This window comes from Caulobacter sp. GW821-FHT12A07 (assembly GCF_058807655.1).
In genome coordinates, this window is sequence record NZ_JBXAQX010000011.1 from 142,921 (window position 1) to 160,947 (window position 18,027).

15 protein-coding genes and 1 pseudogene are annotated in these 18,027 nt (G+C 68.8%); 13 read left to right on the forward strand and 3 right to left on the reverse strand.

All coding sequences use genetic code 11. From position 1 onward, the window contains the following. The first annotated feature begins 198 nt into the window (after window positions 1–198). The 3 genes from AC1RRS_RS20320 (at window position 199) to AC1RRS_RS20330 (ending at window position 3,487) form a co-directional block, all read left to right on the forward strand. Window positions 199–2,031, forward strand: a complete 1,833-nt coding sequence (locus AC1RRS_RS20320) for a methyl-accepting chemotaxis protein (RefSeq protein WP_492856745.1) — start codon at window positions 199–201, stop codon at window positions 2,029–2,031. A 35-nt stretch (window positions 2,032–2,066) separates the two neighbouring features. Further along, a complete protein-coding gene (locus tag AC1RRS_RS20325) occupies window positions 2,067–2,462 on the forward strand; it encodes a hypothetical protein (protein WP_492856746.1) in 396 nt (131 codons plus the stop codon). Window positions 2,463–2,524: 62 nt separating this feature from the next. Continuing rightward, entirely contained in the window at window positions 2,525–3,487 is a 963-nt protein-coding gene (locus AC1RRS_RS20330) for a KpsF/GutQ family sugar-phosphate isomerase (RefSeq protein WP_492856747.1), read from the forward strand. A 213-nt stretch (window positions 3,488–3,700) separates the two neighbouring features. Here AC1RRS_RS20330 and AC1RRS_RS20335 read toward each other — a convergent pair whose 3' ends face one another. Next, entirely contained in the window at window positions 3,701–4,450 is a 750-nt protein-coding gene (locus AC1RRS_RS20335; protein ID WP_492856748.1) for a creatininase family protein, read from the reverse strand. A gap of 123 nt (window positions 4,451–4,573) precedes the next feature. On the opposite strand from AC1RRS_RS20335, the gene AC1RRS_RS20340 reads away from it, so the two are divergent. The 6 genes from AC1RRS_RS20340 (at window position 4,574) to acs (ending at window position 12,422) form a co-directional block, all read left to right on the forward strand. Beyond that, window positions 4,574–5,206, forward strand: coding sequence for a peroxiredoxin (locus tag AC1RRS_RS20340; protein WP_492856749.1), 633 nt, complete (start codon window positions 4,574–4,576; stop codon window positions 5,204–5,206). Between the two features lie 264 nt (window positions 5,207–5,470). Continuing rightward, window positions 5,471–6,406 (forward strand): GAF domain-containing protein, encoded by a 936-nt coding sequence (locus tag AC1RRS_RS20345; protein WP_492856750.1) that lies wholly within the window; start codon window positions 5,471–5,473, stop codon window positions 6,404–6,406. Between the two features lie 119 nt (window positions 6,407–6,525). Then, window positions 6,526–7,962, forward strand: a complete 1,437-nt coding sequence (locus AC1RRS_RS20350) for a DUF1593 domain-containing protein (protein ID WP_492856751.1) — start codon at window positions 6,526–6,528, stop codon at window positions 7,960–7,962. Between the two features lie 94 nt (window positions 7,963–8,056). Next, entirely contained in the window at window positions 8,057–8,590 is a 534-nt protein-coding gene (locus tag AC1RRS_RS20355) for a hypothetical protein (protein ID WP_492856752.1), read from the forward strand. A gap of 97 nt (window positions 8,591–8,687) precedes the next feature. Then, window positions 8,688–10,208 carry an aldehyde dehydrogenase gene (gene adh / locus AC1RRS_RS20360; protein WP_492856753.1) on the forward strand — a complete coding sequence of 507 codons (1,521 nt, stop codon included), beginning with the start codon at window positions 8,688–8,690 and terminating at the stop codon, window positions 10,206–10,208. A 261-nt stretch (window positions 10,209–10,469) separates the two neighbouring features. Continuing rightward, window positions 10,470–12,422 carry an acetate--CoA ligase gene (acs, locus tag AC1RRS_RS20365; RefSeq protein WP_492856754.1) on the forward strand — a complete coding sequence of 651 codons (1,953 nt, stop codon included), beginning with the start codon at window positions 10,470–10,472 and terminating at the stop codon, window positions 12,420–12,422. Window positions 12,423–12,425: 3 nt separating this feature from the next. On the opposite strand, the pseudogene AC1RRS_RS20370 reads toward acs, so the two are convergent. Then, window positions 12,426–12,541 (reverse strand): annotated as a pseudogene (locus AC1RRS_RS20370) (hypothetical protein); the annotation flags it as partial. A 60-nt stretch (window positions 12,542–12,601) separates the two neighbouring features. Here AC1RRS_RS20370 and AC1RRS_RS20375 point away from each other — a divergent pair. Next, on the forward strand, window positions 12,602–14,260 hold the full coding sequence (locus AC1RRS_RS20375; protein ID WP_492856755.1) for a lysine--tRNA ligase: 1,659 nt from the start codon (window positions 12,602–12,604) through the stop codon (window positions 14,258–14,260). Window positions 14,261–14,533: 273 nt separating this feature from the next. Further along, window positions 14,534–14,743, forward strand: coding sequence for a hypothetical protein (locus AC1RRS_RS20380; RefSeq protein WP_110119483.1), 210 nt, complete (start codon window positions 14,534–14,536; stop codon window positions 14,741–14,743). 71 nt (window positions 14,744–14,814) lie between these two features. Here AC1RRS_RS20380 and AC1RRS_RS20385 read toward each other — a convergent pair whose 3' ends face one another. Beyond that, a complete protein-coding gene (locus AC1RRS_RS20385) occupies window positions 14,815–15,444 on the reverse strand; it encodes a S24 family peptidase (RefSeq protein ID WP_487292475.1) in 630 nt (209 codons plus the stop codon). 205 nt (window positions 15,445–15,649) lie between these two features. Here AC1RRS_RS20385 and AC1RRS_RS20390 point away from each other — a divergent pair, with 205 nt between their 5' ends. Both AC1RRS_RS20390 and AC1RRS_RS20395 read left to right on the forward strand, forming a co-directional pair. Next, window positions 15,650–16,129: a MerR family transcriptional regulator gene (locus tag AC1RRS_RS20390; RefSeq protein WP_110119494.1), complete on the forward strand. Its 480-nt coding sequence runs from the start codon at window positions 15,650–15,652 to the stop codon at window positions 16,127–16,129. A gap of 104 nt (window positions 16,130–16,233) precedes the next feature. Then, entirely contained in the window at window positions 16,234–18,027 is a 1,794-nt protein-coding gene (locus AC1RRS_RS20395) for an acyl-CoA dehydrogenase C-terminal domain-containing protein (protein WP_492856756.1), read from the forward strand.

An 18,027-nucleotide genomic window follows, 5' to 3' on the forward strand; every position in this document is an offset into this window, starting at 1 on the left:
CGAGATTTTCCTGCAAGCGGTGAAACCTCTCACCCTCCCACGCCTTCGGCGCGGGCCCCTCCCTCTCTCTATGAGAGAGGGGCGTCGAACGACCACCTCCGCAACCTCCGGTCCGCGACCATCGGTCGCTGGCGTGGTTAAGGCCCGCTAGAGGCTCCGCCCCGCATCCTTGCGCGTGAGATCGCGGGGGAGGGGCCTATGGCTTCGCTGAGTCAGAAGATCATGGGCGCCAGCGTCGGGGCGGCGCTGCTGTGTGCGGCCGCGGCGGGCGCCGGCCTGTGGGTGGCCGTCAGCCTGTCGCACGCGCTGGACCGCTCGGCGGCCTCGTCGCGGGTGCTGCGGCTGCACATGCACGCCGACATGATGCACGACGCCCTGCGCGGCGACGCCAGCGGCGCGATCATGGCCACCGACCCGTCGCTGGGCGTCGACCTCAAGCAGGTCCAGGCCGATCTGGCCGAGCACGTCGGCGCCTTCGAGACCGACATCAAGCAAGGCCGCTCCCTGGCCCAGGACCCCGCCGCCCAGGCCGCGCTGGACCAGGTGTCCGCACCCCTGGCGGCCTATATCGCCACCGCCCGCAAGCTGGTCGGCGCGGCGGGCAGCGATCCCGCCGCCGCCCGCGCCCTACTGCCCGAGTTCAACAAGCAGTTCTCGGCGCTGGAGACGGCGATGGAGGACGCGTCGCAGAAGATCGAGGTCGCCGCCCAGGCCGACGCCGACGCCGCCAAGCGCATGGGCGATCTTGGCCAGGTGCTGATGGCCGCCCTGCTGGGCGTGGCGGCCCTGTTCGCCGCCGCCATGGTCATCGCCGCCCGCCGGGTGCTGATCGCGCCGCTGGTGGCGATCACCGGCTGCCTGCGCCGCCTGGCCCAGGGCGACCTGACCGTGGTGCTGCCCAGCAGCGCCCGCAAGGACGAGATCGGCCAGATGACCGCCGCCCTGCACGCCTTCAAGGACGCCGTCGTCGCCCGCCAGCAGGAGCTGGAGGCCGCCGACGTCCGCGAGGCGCTGGAAGAAGAGCGCAAGGCCGCCGAGGCCCGCCGCGACGAGGCCGACGCCACCCAGCGCGCGGTGGTCGAGGCTCTCGGCTCGGCTCTGCAGAGCCTGGCGGTCGGCGATCTGTCGCAGCGCATCGACCAGGCCTTCCCGGCCGGCTACGAGGCCCTGCGCCAGGACTACAACCTCGCGCTGGACAAGCTGGCCGGCCTGGTCGCCGCCTCGCTGGACGGGGTGGCCATGATCCAGGGCGGGGCCCGCGAGATCACCGAGGCCGCCGACGACCTTTCCCGCCGCACCGAGCACCAGGCCGCCAGCCTGGAAGAGACCGCCGCGGCCCTCGACGAGATCACCAGCACCGTCCGCGCCGCCGCCGACGGGGCCGAGCGCGCCCGCCAGGTGGTGGCCCGCGCCCGCCAGGCCGCCCAGGCCAGCGGCGACGTCGTCGACCAGGCCGTCGGGGCCATGGCCGGCATCGAGCAGTCCTCCAGCCAGATCGGCCGGATCATCGGCGTGATCGACGAGATCGCCTTCCAGACCAACCTTTTGGCCCTCAACGCCGGGGTCGAGGCGGCGCGGGCGGGCGAGGCCGGCCGCGGTTTCGCCGTCGTGGCCTCCGAGGTGCGGGCCCTGGCCCAGCGCTCGGCCGAGGCCGCCAAGGAGATCAAGACCCTGATCGCCGCCAGCGCGGCCGAGGTCGGGCAGGGGGTTTCTTACGTGGGCCGTGCGGGCGAGGTGCTGCGCGGCATCGCCGGCCAGGTCGAGGAGATCGACACCCTGGTGCGCGAGATCACCGCCTCGGCCAAGACCCAGGCGCAAGGGTTGGCGGAGGTCAATGCGACCGTGAACCAGATGGACCAGGTCACCCAGCAGAACGCCGCCATGGTGGAAGAGACCACGGCCGCCAGCCACGCCCTTTCCAACGAGGCCACGCGCTTGGCCGACCGCATGGGCGAGCTGAAGATCGCCGGCGGGGCCGAGCGGACCGGTCAGCGTCCGGGTGAACGTCCGGGCGGGCGCCGCGCGGCCTGATTTCCTCCCGCCGCGCTTTGGGTTATCGGAGGGGCGTGACCGCCGCCGATCTCCACGCCCTCGAAACCTGCGCCGACGCCGTCGAGCGCAACGCCCTGGCCCTGAAGCTGGCCGACGCCGGGACGCCAGGCCTGGCCGAGGTGCTAGCGCGGCTGATCCGGCGGCCGGATCTCGCGCGGCAAAGGGGAACGCTGGTCCACGCCCTGGGCATGCTCGACTGCGCGCCCTATGTCGGGCTGCTGGTCGAGCTGGCGATCACCGGCGGGTTCGAGGTCGCCCACGAGGCGGTCTCGGCGCTCGAAGCGATCGACCCGATGCCGTCCGACGAAGGCCGCCGGGCTCAGGCCCGGCTGGACTCGGCACGGGCTGGCGCGGTCGCCGAGGACTGGCGGCAGGATCTGCTGGAAGAGGCCTGGGTCCTGTTCGGCTAGCGGCGCGCCCTCGCTCAACCGCGCGCGGGCTGGTATGGGCAGCGCACGGAGTTTCTGACCACATGACCGATACGATTTCCGACGCCGTGGCCGTGGGCCGCCGGGTGCTGAGCATCGAGGCCCAGGCCCTTTCGCAGATGGCCGACGGCCTGGGCGAGGCCTTCACGCAGGCCGTGCGGGTGATGCACGACGCCAAGGGCCGCATCGTCTGCACCGGCATGGGCAAGTCGGGCCACGTGGCGCGCAAGATCGCCGCCACCCTGGCCTCGACCGGCAGCCAGGCGATGTTCGTCCACCCGGCCGAGGCCAGCCACGGCGACCTCGGCATGATCGGTCCCGACGACGTGGTGCTGGCCCTGTCGAAGTCGGGCGAGGCCCGCGAACTGGCCGACACCCTGACCTACTGCAAGCGCTTCTCGATCCCGCTGATCGCCGTCACCGCCGTCGCCACCAGCCAGCTGGGCAAGGCCGGCGACGTGCTGCTGCTGCTGCCGGATGCGCCGGAAGCCACGGCGGAGGTCAACGCCCCGACCACCTCGACCACCCTGCAGATCGCTCTTGGCGACGCCCTGGCCGTGGCGCTGCTGGAAAGCCGCGGCTTCACGGCCAGCGACTTCCGCATCTTCCACCCGGGCGGCAAGCTGGGGGCGGTGCTGCGCACCGTGGCCGACCTGATGCACGGGGCCGAGGAACTGCCGCTGGTGGCCGAGAGCGCGCCGATGGGCGAGGCCCTGCTGGTCATGAGCCAGAAACGTTTCGGCGCGGTGGGCGTGACCGACGCGGCCGGCGATCTCGTCGGCCTGATCACCGACGGCGACCTTCGCCGCCACATGGACGGCCTGATGGGCCACGCCGCCGGCGAGGTGATGACCAGGAGCCCGCTGGTGATCGCCTCGGGCGCCCTGGCCGCCGAGGCCCTGAAGGTGATGAACGAGCGCCGGATCACCGTGCTGTTCGTCGTCGAGGCCGGCAAGCCCGTGGGCGTGCTGCACGTCCACGACCTGCTGCGGGCCGGGGTTATTTAAAGACCCCTCTCTCTGAGAGAGAGGGAGGGGCCCACGCCGGAGGCGTGGGAGGGTGAGAGGTTACAGCTCGTCCGAACGTGGCGCGGACAGACGCCGAGCAAAGATGGGGCTTAGGGTCGAGGTTTCCCGGCAAACGGTGAAACCTCTCACCCTCCCACCGCTGCGCGGCGGGCCCCTCCCTCTCTCAAAGAGAGAGGGATCTTATGACGGCGCCTACGGGCGCGCCTCGGACCCGAACGCCGCAAGGTCACGGATCAGCGACACGACCGCCTGCTCGACCAGTTCGCCGCCCTTTTCGGGGGTGGCCAGGGCGGGGTCGGAGCCCATGCGGCCGTCGGCGTAGCGGGCGCGGAAGTCCAGCGCCTCGCGGATCGGGCCGGTGGGGGCGATCTTGGGCTCATAGTCCGCCGTCTTGATGCTGTCGGGATAGCCCCACTGGGTCACCGCGATCTCCGACGGGGTGGCGTGGCTGCCGTGGCCGACGGGGAATTGGCGCATGGCCAGGCTGTTGACGCCGTCCAGATCCCACCAGTTCTTCAGCTTCATGGCGAAGGGGCAGCGCTCCCTGCGGAAGCTGTACTCGGCGTAGATCTCGGAGAACGCCGCCTCGATGGTGGCGACGTTGCCGCCGTGGCCGTTGAGGAAATAGATCCGCTCGAAGCCGTGGGCGCCCAGCGAGCGCGTCCAGTCGCCGATCGCCGCCATGAAGGTCGAGGGGCGCAGGAAGATGGTGCCCGGGAAGGCCAGGTGATGCTGGGCCATGCCGACATTGAAGGTCGGGGCCACCAGCACCTCGTCCGAGCGCTTGCTGGCCTCGTGGGCGATGATCTCGGGGCACAGCCAGTCGGTGCCCAAGAGGCCCGTGGGGCCGTGCTGCTCGTTGGAGCCGATCGGCACCACCACCGTCTTCGACCGCGTCAGGAAGGCTTCGATCTCGGGCCAGGTCGAAAGGGCGAGCAGCATGGCTGGAAACTCCGAAAGAAATCCTGGGTCGGCGCGGCGGGGGACCCGCGCCTAGTGTCCGGCCACGGCTTTACGCCCGATGGCGCGCGGAGCCGACCCGAAATTTCAGCATGGGAGCCCGCCATGGGCCTGCAACTCGGCGACATCGTTCCGGACTTCACCCAGGCCTCCACCGAAGGCCCGATCCAGTTCCACGACTGGGCGGCCGGTTCGTGGGTGGTGCTGTTCTCGCACCCCAAGGACTTCACCCCGGTCTGCACCACCGAGCTCGGCACGGTGGCCAAGCTGAAGCCGGAATTCGACAAGCGCGGCGTCAAGGTGATCGGCCTGTCGGTCGACGGCCTGGAGAATCACGGCGGCTGGGCGGCCGACATCGAGGAAACCCAAGGCGCGAAGCTGAACTTCCCGCTGATCGCCGACACCGACCGCTCGGTGTCGAACCTCTACGGCATGATCCATCCCAACGCCTCGGACACCCTGACCGTCCGCAGCGTCTACATCATCGACGCCAACAAGAAGCTGCGCCTGACCCTGACCTATCCGGCCTCCACCGGGCGGAACTTCGACGAGATCCTGCGGGTCATCGACAGCCTGCAGCTGACCGACGGCCACAAGGTCGCCACCCCGGCCAACTGGACCCAGGGCGGCGACGTGATCATCGTCCCCTCGGTCGATAACGAGACGGCCAAGACCCTCTTCCCGGGCGGCTGGGACGAGCAGAAGCCCTATCTGCGCGTGGTGCCGCAGCCCGCGTAAGGGCTTTCGTCCTCGTCGTTCGGCTATTTTTCTTCGAGCATCCCCGCGAAGGCGGGGACCCAAGCCGAGCTAGAGGAAGCTGGCGCTGAACGCGCCCAAACCCGAACGTCAGCTTGGATCCCCGCTTTCGCGGGGATCTAACGGTTTGGGGTGGCCGCGCTTACTGCCGCACCCGCTCCACCTTCGCGCGCTTGCACGGGAGCGCCGCGCGCGCGCAAAGTCCTCCTCCTGGCGTCAACGAAGACGCCGGGGGAGGAGACATCGATGGCCGCAGCCCACGCCCGGGACGTGCTCGCCGTGCTCGACGGCGCGGGTCCGGCCCTGTCGCCGGTGGCGGCCTCCTGGCGGCGCAGCCTCGTCCTGCACGGCCTCGATCCCGAAAACCGCAAGGCCCCCGACACCCTGACCCAGCGCGAGCTGGGCGAGGCCCAGGAGCGGATGGGAGCCCTGCGCGCGGCCGCCTCCGATACGCTGGACGCCCTGTTCCAGGCCGTCGGCGCCTCGGGCGCCTGCGTGCTGCTGACCGACAGCGTCGGGGTGCCGGTCGACCGGCGCGGCATGGCGGCCGACGATCCGGTGTTCCACCGCTGGGGCCTGTGGACCGGCGCGGTGTGGAGCGAGGCCCGCGAGGGCACCAACGGCATCGGCACGTGCCTGGCCGAACAGCGCACCCTGACCATCCACCGCGACCAGCACTTCCACACCCGCAACATCGGCCTTAGCTGCACGGTCGCGCCGTTGTTCGATCCGCAAGGACGGCTGGCCGGGGCGCTCGACGTCTCGTCCTGCCGGCCGGGTCTCGACGGCATGACCGGGCTGATGGAGACGGTGGTCAACGACGCCGCCCGCCGCATCGAGTCCAAGGCTTTCCGCGAGGCCTTCCCCGGCGCGCGCATCGTGCTGCTGGGCGAGGTGCGCGCCGACCGCGCCTCGACCCCGATGCTGGCCGTCGACGCCGACGACGTGGTCATCGGCGCCACCCGCGCCGCCCGCCAGGCCCTCGACCTCACCGACGACAAGCTCAAACGCGGGATGCCGTCGCCCGATCGCGGGGCCGACCTGGAAGACGCCGAGCGCGCGGTGGTGCGCCGGGCGCTGGGCGCGGCCGGCGGCAACGTCTCGGCCGCGGCGACCGCCCTGGGGGTGAGCCGGGCGACGCTGCACCGGAAGATCAACCGGCTGGGGCTGGGGCGCGGCTAGGGGCCGCGATCAGCCGCATCCATGCTTCGCATTCAGGGATTGAATTTTCCGCCCCCGGGAGCGCTGGCTAGCCTGCTTCCGAATGAAGCGTCCGCCGAGGCGCCGACAGGGACGGAACGATGACCAGGAAAATCCGAGGGCTCTCAAGGCTCGCCGGCGCGATCCTCGCGCTGGGCCTCGCCGCCGGTGCGCTGGGCGCGGCGGCCGCCGACCCGGCCCCCTCGGCGCCGCCGAAGACGCAGGTCATCATCCTGACGGACGTGCTCAACGAGCCGGACGACACCCAGTCGCTGATCCGCGCCCTGCTCTACAGCAACGAGATCGAGATCAAGGGCCTGGTCGCGACCACCTCGGCCTGGCAGCGGAGTGCGGTTCATCCCGAGGAAATCCGCCGGCTGATCGCCGCCTACGGCCAGGTCCTGCCCAATCTTCGCGTCCACGCCTCGGGCTACCCTGACGCGGAGAAGTTGCTGGCGACGGTTCGCGCCGGCAGCGCCAGCTACGGCCTGTCCGGGGTGGGCGAGGGCAAGGACACCGAGGCCTCGCGGCTGATCGTCGACACCGTCGACGCCGCCCAGGGGCCGGTGTGGATCTGCGTCTGGGGCGGGGCGGCCGACCTCGCGCAGGCGCTGCACCACGTCAGGCAGACCCGCTCGCCGCAGGCGCTCGCGGCCTTCGCGCGCAAGTTGCGGGTCTATTCCATCTCCGACCAGGACGACGCCGGTCCGTGGATCCGGGCGCGCTTTCCGGAGATCTTCTGGATCGCCAGCATCCACGCCTTCAGCGACTACCCGCAGGCCGCCTGGCAGGGCATGTCGGCCGACACCGTCTTTCCCGATCCCGGCCCCGACACCAAATTGATGAGCCCCGACTGGCTGGACCGCCACATCCGCCTGGGCGCCCTGGGCGGGCTCTATCCCAAGCCGCTGTTCGCGATCGAGGGCGACAGCCCTTCGTTCCTCTATCTGATCCCGAACGGGCTGGGCGATGTGGAGCACCCGGACTACGGCGGCTGGGGCGGCCGATACGGGGCGCTGGCGCCCGGCGTCGGACTGTTCGCCGACACCCAGGACAGCGCGATCGGCGCCGACGGCGCGCCGCACCTGGGCAACCGCGTGGGCGTCTGGCGCTGGCGGGACGCGGTGCAGTTCGACTTCGCCAACCGCATCCAGTGGACGCTTCGCGCGGACTACGGCTCCGCCAACCATCCGCCGCAGGTGGTGCTGCAGGGGCAGGGCGGGCTCGCGCCGCTGGAGATCTCGGTGAAGGCCGGGACGACCATCACGCTCGACGCGGCGGGATCGAGCGATCCCGACGGCGATCCGCTCGTCTACAAATGGTGGTGGTACAGGGACGCTTCGCCGCCGCTGTTCCCGATGACCCCGCCGGACATCCGCACCCCCGCCGGCGCCTCGACCCAGGTCGTGCTGCCCGTCAAGCAGATCGTGCCCGGCGAGAAGGTCTATCACCTGATCCTGGAAGTCCGCGACCAGCCCAAGGCCGGCGGCCCGCCCTTCGTTCGCTACCGCCGGGCGATCATCCACGTTTCGCCCTGATGCGGCGTCGGCCCTGGGCGTCAGCCGCGCGACCCTGCACCGGAAGATCAACCGGCTGGGTCTGAGGCGGAGTTGAACGCCGCTGACGAGCGTTGTGGAAAGCGGCGCCGTCACCGATAGTCCGGCGATGTTCGGAAACTGGTTCAAACCCAAGGCGGTCCTGTCGAAGAACGGTCGCTGCGGGATGTGCGGCCGAAGGCTGGACCAGGCGAACGATCCGCTTTCCGGCGATTGCGGAGGCGATTGTTGGGGCTGCATTGGAGAGGTCGAAGCCGGCATGGGCTGGGACGCCTCCGTTGAGGCCGTTCGCCGGGAAATCCGCGAAGGATGGCGTGACCATAACAGCAAGGCGCGATCGCCGACCGCCTTGGCCGCCCTCGAAGCGATCAAGCAGCTTCTACGCGACGACTGGGATCCCATCGACCTGATGCCGCACCTTCCCGCCGACGAGTACGACAGGTACGCCATCGAGGTGTTTTCGCGGCTGAGCGCCAACGCCTCCGTCTTCGAGATCGCGAACTATCTGGGCGACGTGGAGATGACCGGAATGCCGGATCGCGAGCGGGACCTTCGGGTGGCCCAGAGGGCGGTGACGATCATGAGCGCCCCGGATCTGTCGCAAGCCTGAGACACCTCTACCGCCCTGCCGCTTGCGCCCCGCTCAAGATCAAAAATCCGGGCGCAAGCTCCCCCCAGACGCCGAAGACGGCGCGACGGAGGAAACCATGACCAAGCCAGAGTTCATCGACTCGCTGTCCCGCCCGCCGTTCAAGGCGCGCTACGACAACTTCATCGGCGGCCAGTGGGTCGCGCCGGCCGACGGCCGCTATTTCGACAACGCCTCGCCGATCACCGGCCGCAAGGTCTGCGAGATCGCCCGCTCCCAGGCGCAGGACGTCGAGCGCGCCCTCGACGCCGCCCACGCCGCCAAGGAGGCCTGGGGCAGAACGAGCGCCGCTGACCGCTCGCGGGTCCTGCTCCGGATCGCCGACCGCATGGAGGAGAACCTCGCCACCCTGGCCACCGCCGAGACCTGGGACAACGGCAAGCCGATCCGCGAGACCATGGCCGCCGACCTGCCGCTGGCCATCGACCACTTCCGCTATTTCGCCGGCTGCCTGCGCAGCCAGGAAGGCTCGATCTCCGAGATCGACCACGACACCATCGCCTATCACTTCCACGAGCCGCTGGGCGTGGTCGGCCAGATCATCCCGTGGAACTTCCCGCTGCTGATGGCCTGCTGGAAGCTGGCCCCGGCCATCGCCGCCGGCAACTGCGTGGTGCTGAAACCCGCCGAGCAGACGCCCGCCTCGATCATGGTGCTGTTCGAGTTGATCGGCGACCTGCTGCCGCCCGGCGTGGTCAATGTGGTCAACGGCTTTGGCCTGGAGGCCGGCAAGCCGCTGGCGTCCAGCCCGCGCATCGCCAAGATCGCCTTCACCGGCGAGACTTCGACCGGCCGGCTGATCATGCAGTACGCCAGCCAGAACCTGATCCCGGTGACGCTGGAGCTGGGCGGCAAGTCGCCCAACATCTTCTTCGCCGACGTGACGGCCGAAGATGACGACTATCTCGACAAGGCGCTGGAGGGCTTCGCGATGTTCGCCCTCAACCAGGGCGAGGTCTGCACCTGCCCCAGCCGCGCCCTGGTGCAGAAGTCGATCTACGACAAGTTCATGGAGAAGGCGCTGAAGCGCGTGCAGGCGGTGGTGCAGGGCAATCCGCTCGATCCCGCGACCATGATCGGCGCCCAGGCCTCCGAGGAGCAGCTGAAGAAGATCCTCGGCTATATGGACATCGGTCGCGACGAGGGCGCCAGGCTCCTGACCGGCGGCTCGCGCACCGTGCTGCCGGGCCAGCTGGCCGACGGCTTCTATGTCGAGCCGACGGTGTTCGAGGGCCACAACAAGATGCGGATCTTCCAGGAGGAGATCTTCGGCCCCGTCCTGGCGGTGACCACCTTCGAGACCGAGGAAGAGGCGCTGGAGATCGCCAACGACACCGCCTTCGGCCTCGGGGCCGGGGTGTGGACCCGCGACGGCTCGCGCGCCTACCGCTTCGGGCGCGGCATCCAGGCCGGCCGGGTGTGGACCAACTGCTACCACGCCTATCCGGCCCACGCGGCCTTCGGCGGCTACAAGCAGTCGGGCGTGGGCCGCGAGACCCACAAGATGATGCTCGACCACTACCAGCAGACCAAGAACCTGCTGGTCAGCTACAGCGCCAAGGCGCTGGGCTTCTTCTAGGCGCTTTCCGTTCCTCCCCCTGGGCCTTCGCCGACGGCGGCGGAGGCCCCTTTCTTCCGCCTGGCCACGGCGGAAAGGGGAGCGTGGATGGCCTCAAAACCGACAAATCGAACAAGACCAAGTTTCTGTCGTCAGAAACAGAATTGGTCTGCTTGCGCAGGGGGCGGCGCTTCGCATACTCCCGCTCGCAAGACGACGACTGACGCAGCGGCAACATCGCTGGCGACGACAAGATCGACTGTAGAGACCTTAGGGAGACGCGTGGTGAGCGACGGACAGCTGTTTCCGGTTCCGGAAGACTGGGCGGGCAAGGCCCATATCGACGCCGCCGCCTACGAGGCCGCCGTGGCCCGGGTCGAAAGCGATCCCGAAGGCTACTGGCGCGATCTCGCCGCCCGCCTCGACTGGATAGAGGCCCCCACCAAGATCAAGGACGTCTCCTACGCCAAGGACGACTTCCGCATCCGCTGGTACGAGGACGGGGTGCTGAACGTCAGCGCCAACTGCATTGACCGCCACCTGCCGCACCGCAAGGACGACGTCGCCCTGATCTTCGAGGGCGACGAGCCGGGCGTCTCCGACAAGATCACCTATGGCCAGCTGCACGACGACGTCTGCCGCATGGCCAATGTGCTGAAAGACCTGGGCGCCAAGAAGGGCGACCGGATCACCATCTATCTGCCGATGGTCCCCGTCGCCGCCGTCGCCATGCTGGCCTGCGCCCGCATCGGCGCCATCCATTCGGTGGTGTTCGGCGGCTTCTCGCCCGACAGCATCGCCGGCCGCATCCAGGACTGCGACTCCCGCCTCGTCATCACCGCCGACCAGGGCCGTCGCGGCGGCAAGAAGGTGCCGCTGAAGGCCAATATCGACGAGGCGCTCGAGCAGTGCCCGCAGGTCGAGAAGGTGTTGCTGGTCCGCTGGACCGGCGCCGAGGTTCCGATCGTCGAGGGGCGCGACGTGGTCTGGAACGACGTCCGTGACGCCGCCTCGAACGTCTGCGAACCCGAGCCGATGAACGCCGAGGACCCGCTGTTCATCCTCTACACCTCCGGCTCGACGGGCAAACCCAAGGGCGTGCTGCACACCACCGGCGGCTATCTGGCCTGGGCCAGCTGGACCTTCGAGTCGGTGTTCGACTACCGGCCGGGAGAAGTGTTCTGGTGCACGGCCGACGTCGGCTGGGTCACCGGCCACAGCTACGTCGTCTACGGCCCGCTGGCCAATGGCGGGACCAGCCTGATCTTCGAGGGTGTGCCCAACTACCCGACCCCGTCGCGGTTCTGGGAAGTGGTCGACAAGCACAAGGTCGAGATCTTCTACACCGCCCCCACCGCTCTGCGCGCCCTGATGCGCGAGGGCGACGAGCACGTTCTCAAGAACGACCTCTCGTCCCTGCGCCTGCTGGGCAGTGTCGGCGAGCCGATCAATCCCGAGGCCTGGCTCTGGTACCATCGCGTGGTCGGCAAGGATAAGCTGCCGATCGTCGACACCTGGTGGCAGACCGAGACCGGCGGGATCCTAGTCTCGCCGCTGCCGGGCGCCACGGCCCTGAAGCCGGGCTCGGCCACCAAGCCGCTGCCGGGCGTCAAGCTGCAGCTGGTCGACGCCGAAGGCGCGGTGCTGGACGGCGCGACCGAGGGCAACCTCGTGATCACCGACAGCTGGCCGGGCCAGATGCGCACGGTCTATGGCGACCACCAGCGCTTCTTCGAGACCTATTTCTCGACCTATCCCGGCAAGTACTTTACCGGCGACGGCTGCAAGCGCGACGCCGACGGCTATTACTGGATCACCGGCCGGGTGGACGACGTCATCAACGTCTCGGGCCACCGCCTGGGCACGGCCGAGATCGAGAGCGCTCTTGTGGCCCACGAAGCCGTCGCCGAGGCGGCGGTGGTCGGCTATCCGCACGACATCAAGGGCCAGGGCGTCTACGCCTACGTCACCCTGAAGGCCGACGCGACGCCGACCGAGGAACTGCGCAAGCAACTCGTCCTCTGGGTCCGCCACGAGATCGGCCCCTTCGCCGCGCCGGACGTCCTGCAATGGGCGCCGGGCCTGCCCAAGACCCGGTCTGGCAAGATCATGCGCCGCATCCTGCGCAAGATCGCCGAGAACGCCGTCGACGCCCTGGGCGACACCTCGACCCTGGCCGATCCGTCGGTGGTCGACGACCTGGTGCGCAACCGGGCAGGCGCGAAGGCGGCGTAATCGTCCCTCTCCCCTTGCGGGAGAGGGTGGCCCCGCGGAGCGGGGTCGGGTGAGGGGTCTCTCAGAACCCTCCGCGCGACCCCTCATCCGTCGCCTTTCGGCGACACCTTCTCCCGCAAGGGGAGAAGGGAAGGGCGGTCGCCCTAGCCTCATCCCCCGCCAGGGTTTATAGCCCGGCCATGTTTGAAGGCCTCTCCCCCCTCGCCCGCGAAGCCCGCTCCTGGCCGTTCGAGCAGGCGCGCGCCACCATCGCCCGCGTCCTGCGCGTGCGTCTTCCCGACCGCGCCGACCAGGAGGCCGCCAAGGCCCTGATCGACGCCGGCAAGACCGACGAGGCGGTGAAAGCCTATCCGGCTCTCTCCAAAGCGGTGATCTTCGAGACCGGCTACGGTCCGTCCGGCCTGCCGCACCTGGGCACCTTCGGCGAAGTGGCGCGCACGACCATGGTGCGCCAGGCCTTCCGCGCGTTGACCGATGACGCCATCCCCACGCGCCTGATCGCCTTCAGCGACGACATGGACGGCCTGCGCAAGGTGCCGGACAACATCGAGAACAAGCAGCCGCTGATCGAGGACCTGGGCAAGCCGCTGACCGTCGTCCGCGACCCCTTCGGCACCCACGACAGCTTCGGCGCCCACAACAACGCCCGCCTGCGCGCCTTCCTCGACGGTTTCGGCTTCGAGTACGAGTTCGTGTCCTCGACCGAATGCTACAAGGGCGGCCTGTTCGACGAGACCCTTCTGACGGCCCTGGCCCGCTTCGACGCCATCCAGAAGGTCATGCTGCCGACCCTGGGCGAAGAGCGCCGCGCCACCTATTCGCCGTTCCTCCCCGTCAGCCCCAGCACCGGCAAGGTGCTGCAGGTCCCGACCCTGGAGCGCAACGTCGAGAAGGGCACGATCGTCTTCGAGGACGAGGACGGCTCCAAGGTCGAGGTCCCGGTCACCGGCGGCCACGTGAAGATGCAGTGGAAGCCCGACTGGGCCATGCGCTGGACCGCCCTGGGCGTCGACTACGAGATGAGCGGCAAGGACCTGATCGACTCGGTCAAGGCCTCGGGCGCGATCTGCAAGGCGCTGGGCGGCACGCCGCCGGAAGGCTTCAACTACGAGCTCTTCCTGGACGAGAACAACCAGAAGATCTCCAAGTCCAAGGGCAACGGCCTGTCGATGGAGGACTGGCTGCGCTACGGCGCGCCGGAAAGCCTGTCGTACTACATGTTCCAGAGCCCGAAGTCGGCCAAGAAGCTCTATTTCGACGTCATCCCCAAGGCGACGGACGAGTACCTGCAGCAGCTGGACGCCTTCAGCCGCCAGGAGCCGGCCAAGCAGCTCGACAACCCGGTCTGGCACATCCATTCGGGCAAGCCGCCGCAGCAGAGCTCGCCGGTGTCGTTCAGCCTGATGCTGAACCTGGTGTCGGCCGCCGACGCCTCGACCAAGGAGATCCTCTGGGGCTTCCTGTCGCGCTACATCCCGGGCGCGTCGGCGGAGACCCAGCCGCTGCTCGACCGCCTGGCCGGCTACGCGATCAACTATTACGAGGACTTCGTGAAGCCCACGAAGACCTTCCGCGCCCCGACCGACGTGGAGCGCGCGGCGATCCTCGACCTGCTGGCCAAGCTGAAGGCCATGCCGGAGGGCGCCCAGGACGCCGAGCTGATCCAGAACGAAGTGTTCGAGGTCGGCAAGACCCACGGCTTCGACCCGCTGCGCGCCTGGTTCCAGGCCCTGTACGAGGTTCTCCTCGGCCAGAGCCAGGGCCCGCGCTTCGGCTCGTTCGCGGCGATCTTCGGCGTGGATCGCACGATCGCGCTGATCGAAGAGAAGCTCTCCTGATCCTTCTCCCCTTGCGGGAGAAGGTGTCGCCGTAGGCGACGGATGAGGGGTCTCTCAGAAGTAAAACGCCGCGACGGCTGAACAGCCGTCGCGGCGTTTCTGTACGTGCGACCCCTCACCCGACCTCCTTCGGAGGCCACCCTCTCCCGCAAGGGGAGAGGGAACACAGTGCGACACCGTGCCTCGTTTGATGAACGCTTTCTGAATTTCGAATTAAGGGTTTGTGCGAACTTCGGAGTCTAGGCTGGAACCATCAGAACCAGGAATAGTCCGATGGCTTCCTTCACCCTTCGCCCGCACGACCGTTCGGAATTCGACTCCCTGATCGGCGGCATCGCTTCGCAGTTCCCCGGCGCTCGCATCGAGGCCGCGCACAACGACACCTGGCAGTCCTACCGGGTCGACGTGTCGTGCGAGGATCCCCGCGCCACGGCCCTTCGCGACTGGCTCAACGGCCACCACGCCGCCTGCCCGCGCACCTGATCCCGCGAGCGTTCCCCGATAAGTGCGAAGCGGTTATCGGATAAAGGAATGCTCGAAAGAAGGGTCGGCCGCTACTGGCTGACCCACTGGATGCAGGCCGCCCAGGCCACGCTCATGCGGTCGAGCACCCGGTCGTCGCCGTCGCGCAGCACCGAAGTCAGTTCGATCGTCCGGGCCGTCAGGCGGCCCATCTCGCGGATCAGCACCTCGCCCTGCGTGGTCATCACCACCACCCGGTCGCCGCGTCGCGGTTCGGCCGTCGGCGAGACCAGCAGCCGGTCGCCATCGCGATAGACCGGCGCCAGGGCGTCGCCCTCGATCTCCAGGGCGAACAGGCCCTCTTCCCGCGGCCCCGGCAACTCCACCTCTTCCCAGCCCGACCCGCGCGGCGCCCCCGCCTCGTCGAACATGCCCGGCGCGCCGGCCCGTGTGAGGCCGATCAGCGGCACGCCCGCCCGCCGGCCCGGCGCTGCGGTCTCCGTCAGGGCGGCGAATTCCGAAAAACCCACCCCCGTCGCTTCCAGCACCTTGGCCAGGCTCTCGGTCGAGGGCCAGCGCGGCCGCGTGTCGGCGTCGCCGCGTTTGGAGCGATTGAAGGCGGTGGGATCCAGGCCCGCCAGCTTGGCCATGGCCGAAGGGCTCATGTCGAAGCGTTTGGCCAGGGCGTCGATCGCCGTCCACAGTTCGGCGTGCGAGAGCATCGGATCGTCCCCGAGTCCTGATGACGCCGAGCCGCGGGCGTCCCGAGGAAATTATGCCCAGGGCTTAGGAATGTAAACCTAGCGACAATGGTCAAGGTTGACGTTTACGTAAGCGTTGACGTTCCGCAGGGTCCGGCGTAGCGTGAACGCCGATAACCAACGACCCGGCCGGGAAGGCCGGCCGCACCCTGGGAGGGTAACGATGGTGGCTGATCTTCGACGTCCCGAGCGCACGTTCTCGATCCGTCAGCTCTGCAACGAGTTCAAGGCCACGCCCCGGGCGCTGCGCTTCTACGAGGACAAGGGCCTGCTGACGCCGGCCCGCGAAGGCCTCAACCGCGTCTATTCCCACAAGGACCGCGTCCGCCTGCAGCTGATCCTGCGCGGCAAGCGCGTGGGCCTGTCGCTGTCGGAAATCCGCGAGCTGCTGGACCTCTACGACGAGAACGACGACGGCGCGGCCCAGATGGCCCGGTCGCTGAAGAAGTTCCGCGAGCGCGCCGCCGCCCTGGAGCAGCAGCGCGAGGACATCGACGGCGCCCTGATCGAACTGCGCGAGGCCTGCGATCGCCTCGAGAAGCGCCTGGCCGAGATCCGTCCGGACCTGCTGCCGCGCTCGGCCGACTACGAGCAGCTGCTGCGCGCCCGCCTCGACGGCCACGCCGACATGGCGCTGGGCAAGTAACCAGCCAAGACCATCCCTTCCGCGCCCGCTTTCGCCAAGACCGGCGGAACGGGCGGGTTTCCCTTCGCCTTTCTCCCCGATCCCGATCAGTCAGGACCGCTTAAATGACCTATCAGCCGCCCGTCCGCGACCACATGTTCCTCCTGCGTGACGTGCTCAACATCGAGCAGTACGGCAATCTGCCGGCCTTCGCCGACGCCTCGATCGACGTCGTCGAGCAGATCGTCGAGGGCGCGGCCCAGTTCACCGGCGAAGTCCTGGCCCCGCTCAACAGCATCGGCGACAAGACCGGCTGCAAGCTCGACCCGGTCACCAACACCGTCACCACCCCGCCGGGCTTCAAGGAAGCCTACAAGGCCCTGTGCGAAGGCGGCTGGACGGGCCTCGGTTCGGATCCGGTGTATGGCGGCCAAGGCTTGCCGCACGTCGTGAACCTGTCGTTCTCGGAAATGTCGAGCTCGGCCAACATGGCCTTCTCGATGTATCCGGGCCTGGCGCACGGCGCCTATTCGGCCATCCACACCGGCGGCACCGACGACCAGAAGCAGACCTACCTGCCCAAGATGATCACGGGCGAGTGGACCGGCACCATGAACCTGACCGAGCCGCACTGCGGCACGGACCTGGGCCTGCTGCGCACCAAGGCGGTCCCGCAAGCCGACGGCAGCTACAAGATCACCGGCCAGAAGATCTGGATCTCGGCCGGCGAGCACGACATGTCGGACAACATCGTCCACCTGGTGCTGGCCCGCATCGAGGGCGCCCCGGCCGGCGTGAAGGGCATCAGCCTGTTCATCGTGCCCAAGTTCTTCCCCAAGGAAGACGGCTCGGTCGGCGCGCGCAACGAGGGCGCCAAGTGCGTGGGCCTCGAAGAGAAGATGGGCATCCACGGCAACGCCACCTGCGTCATGCAGTACGACGACGCCGAGGGCTATCTGATCGGTGAAGAGAACAGCGGCCTGAAGCTGATGTTCGTGATGATGAACGAGGCCCGCCTGGGCGTCGGCCTGCAGGGCGTCGCCCAGGCCGAAGCGGCCAACCAGGCCGCCGTCGCCTTCGCCAAGGACCGCCTGCAAGGCCGCTCGCTGACCGGCCCGAAGAACGCCGAAGGCCCGGCCGACCCGATCATCGTCCACCCGGACGTGCGTCGCCTGCTGCTGGAGAACAAGGCCATCATCGAAGGCGGCCGCGCCTTCCTGTTCTGGACCGCCCTGCACGGCGACCTGGCCCACAGCCACCCCGATGAGGCCGTGCGCACCAAGGCCGACGACTACATGGGCCTGCTGACGCCGGTGCTCAAAGGCTACCTGACCGACCGCGGCTTCCAGGTCTGCTCGAACGCGGTGCAGGTGCACGGCGGCTCGGGCTTCACCGAGCACTTCCCGGTCAGCCAGTACCTGCGCGACTGCCGCATCGCCCTGATCTACGAAGGCACCAACGGCGTGCAGGCCCTCGACCTCGTGGGCCGCAAGCTGGCGGCCAAGGGCGGCCGCGGCGTGATGACCTTCTTCCAGGAGATCGATCAGTTCGTCGGCGAGAACGACGGCGACGCCGAGCTGAAGCCGTTCGTCGACGCCCTGGCGGCGACCAAGGCCCAGCTGCAGGACGGCACCATGTGGCTGATGCAGAACGGTCTGCAGAACCCGGACAACGCCGGCGCGGCCTCGACCGACTACATGCACCTCTTCGGCCTGACGGGCCTGGCCTACATGTGGGTCCTGATGGTCAAGGCGGCCAACGCCAAGATCGCCGAGGGCTCCACCGACCCGTTCTTCACGACCAAGGTCGCCACGGCGCGTTATTTCATCGAGCGGGTCTTGCCTGACGCTGCGGCGCATCTGGCCAAACTGAAGACCGGCTCGGCGACCCTGATGGCGCTGCCCGCGGAGGCCTTCTGA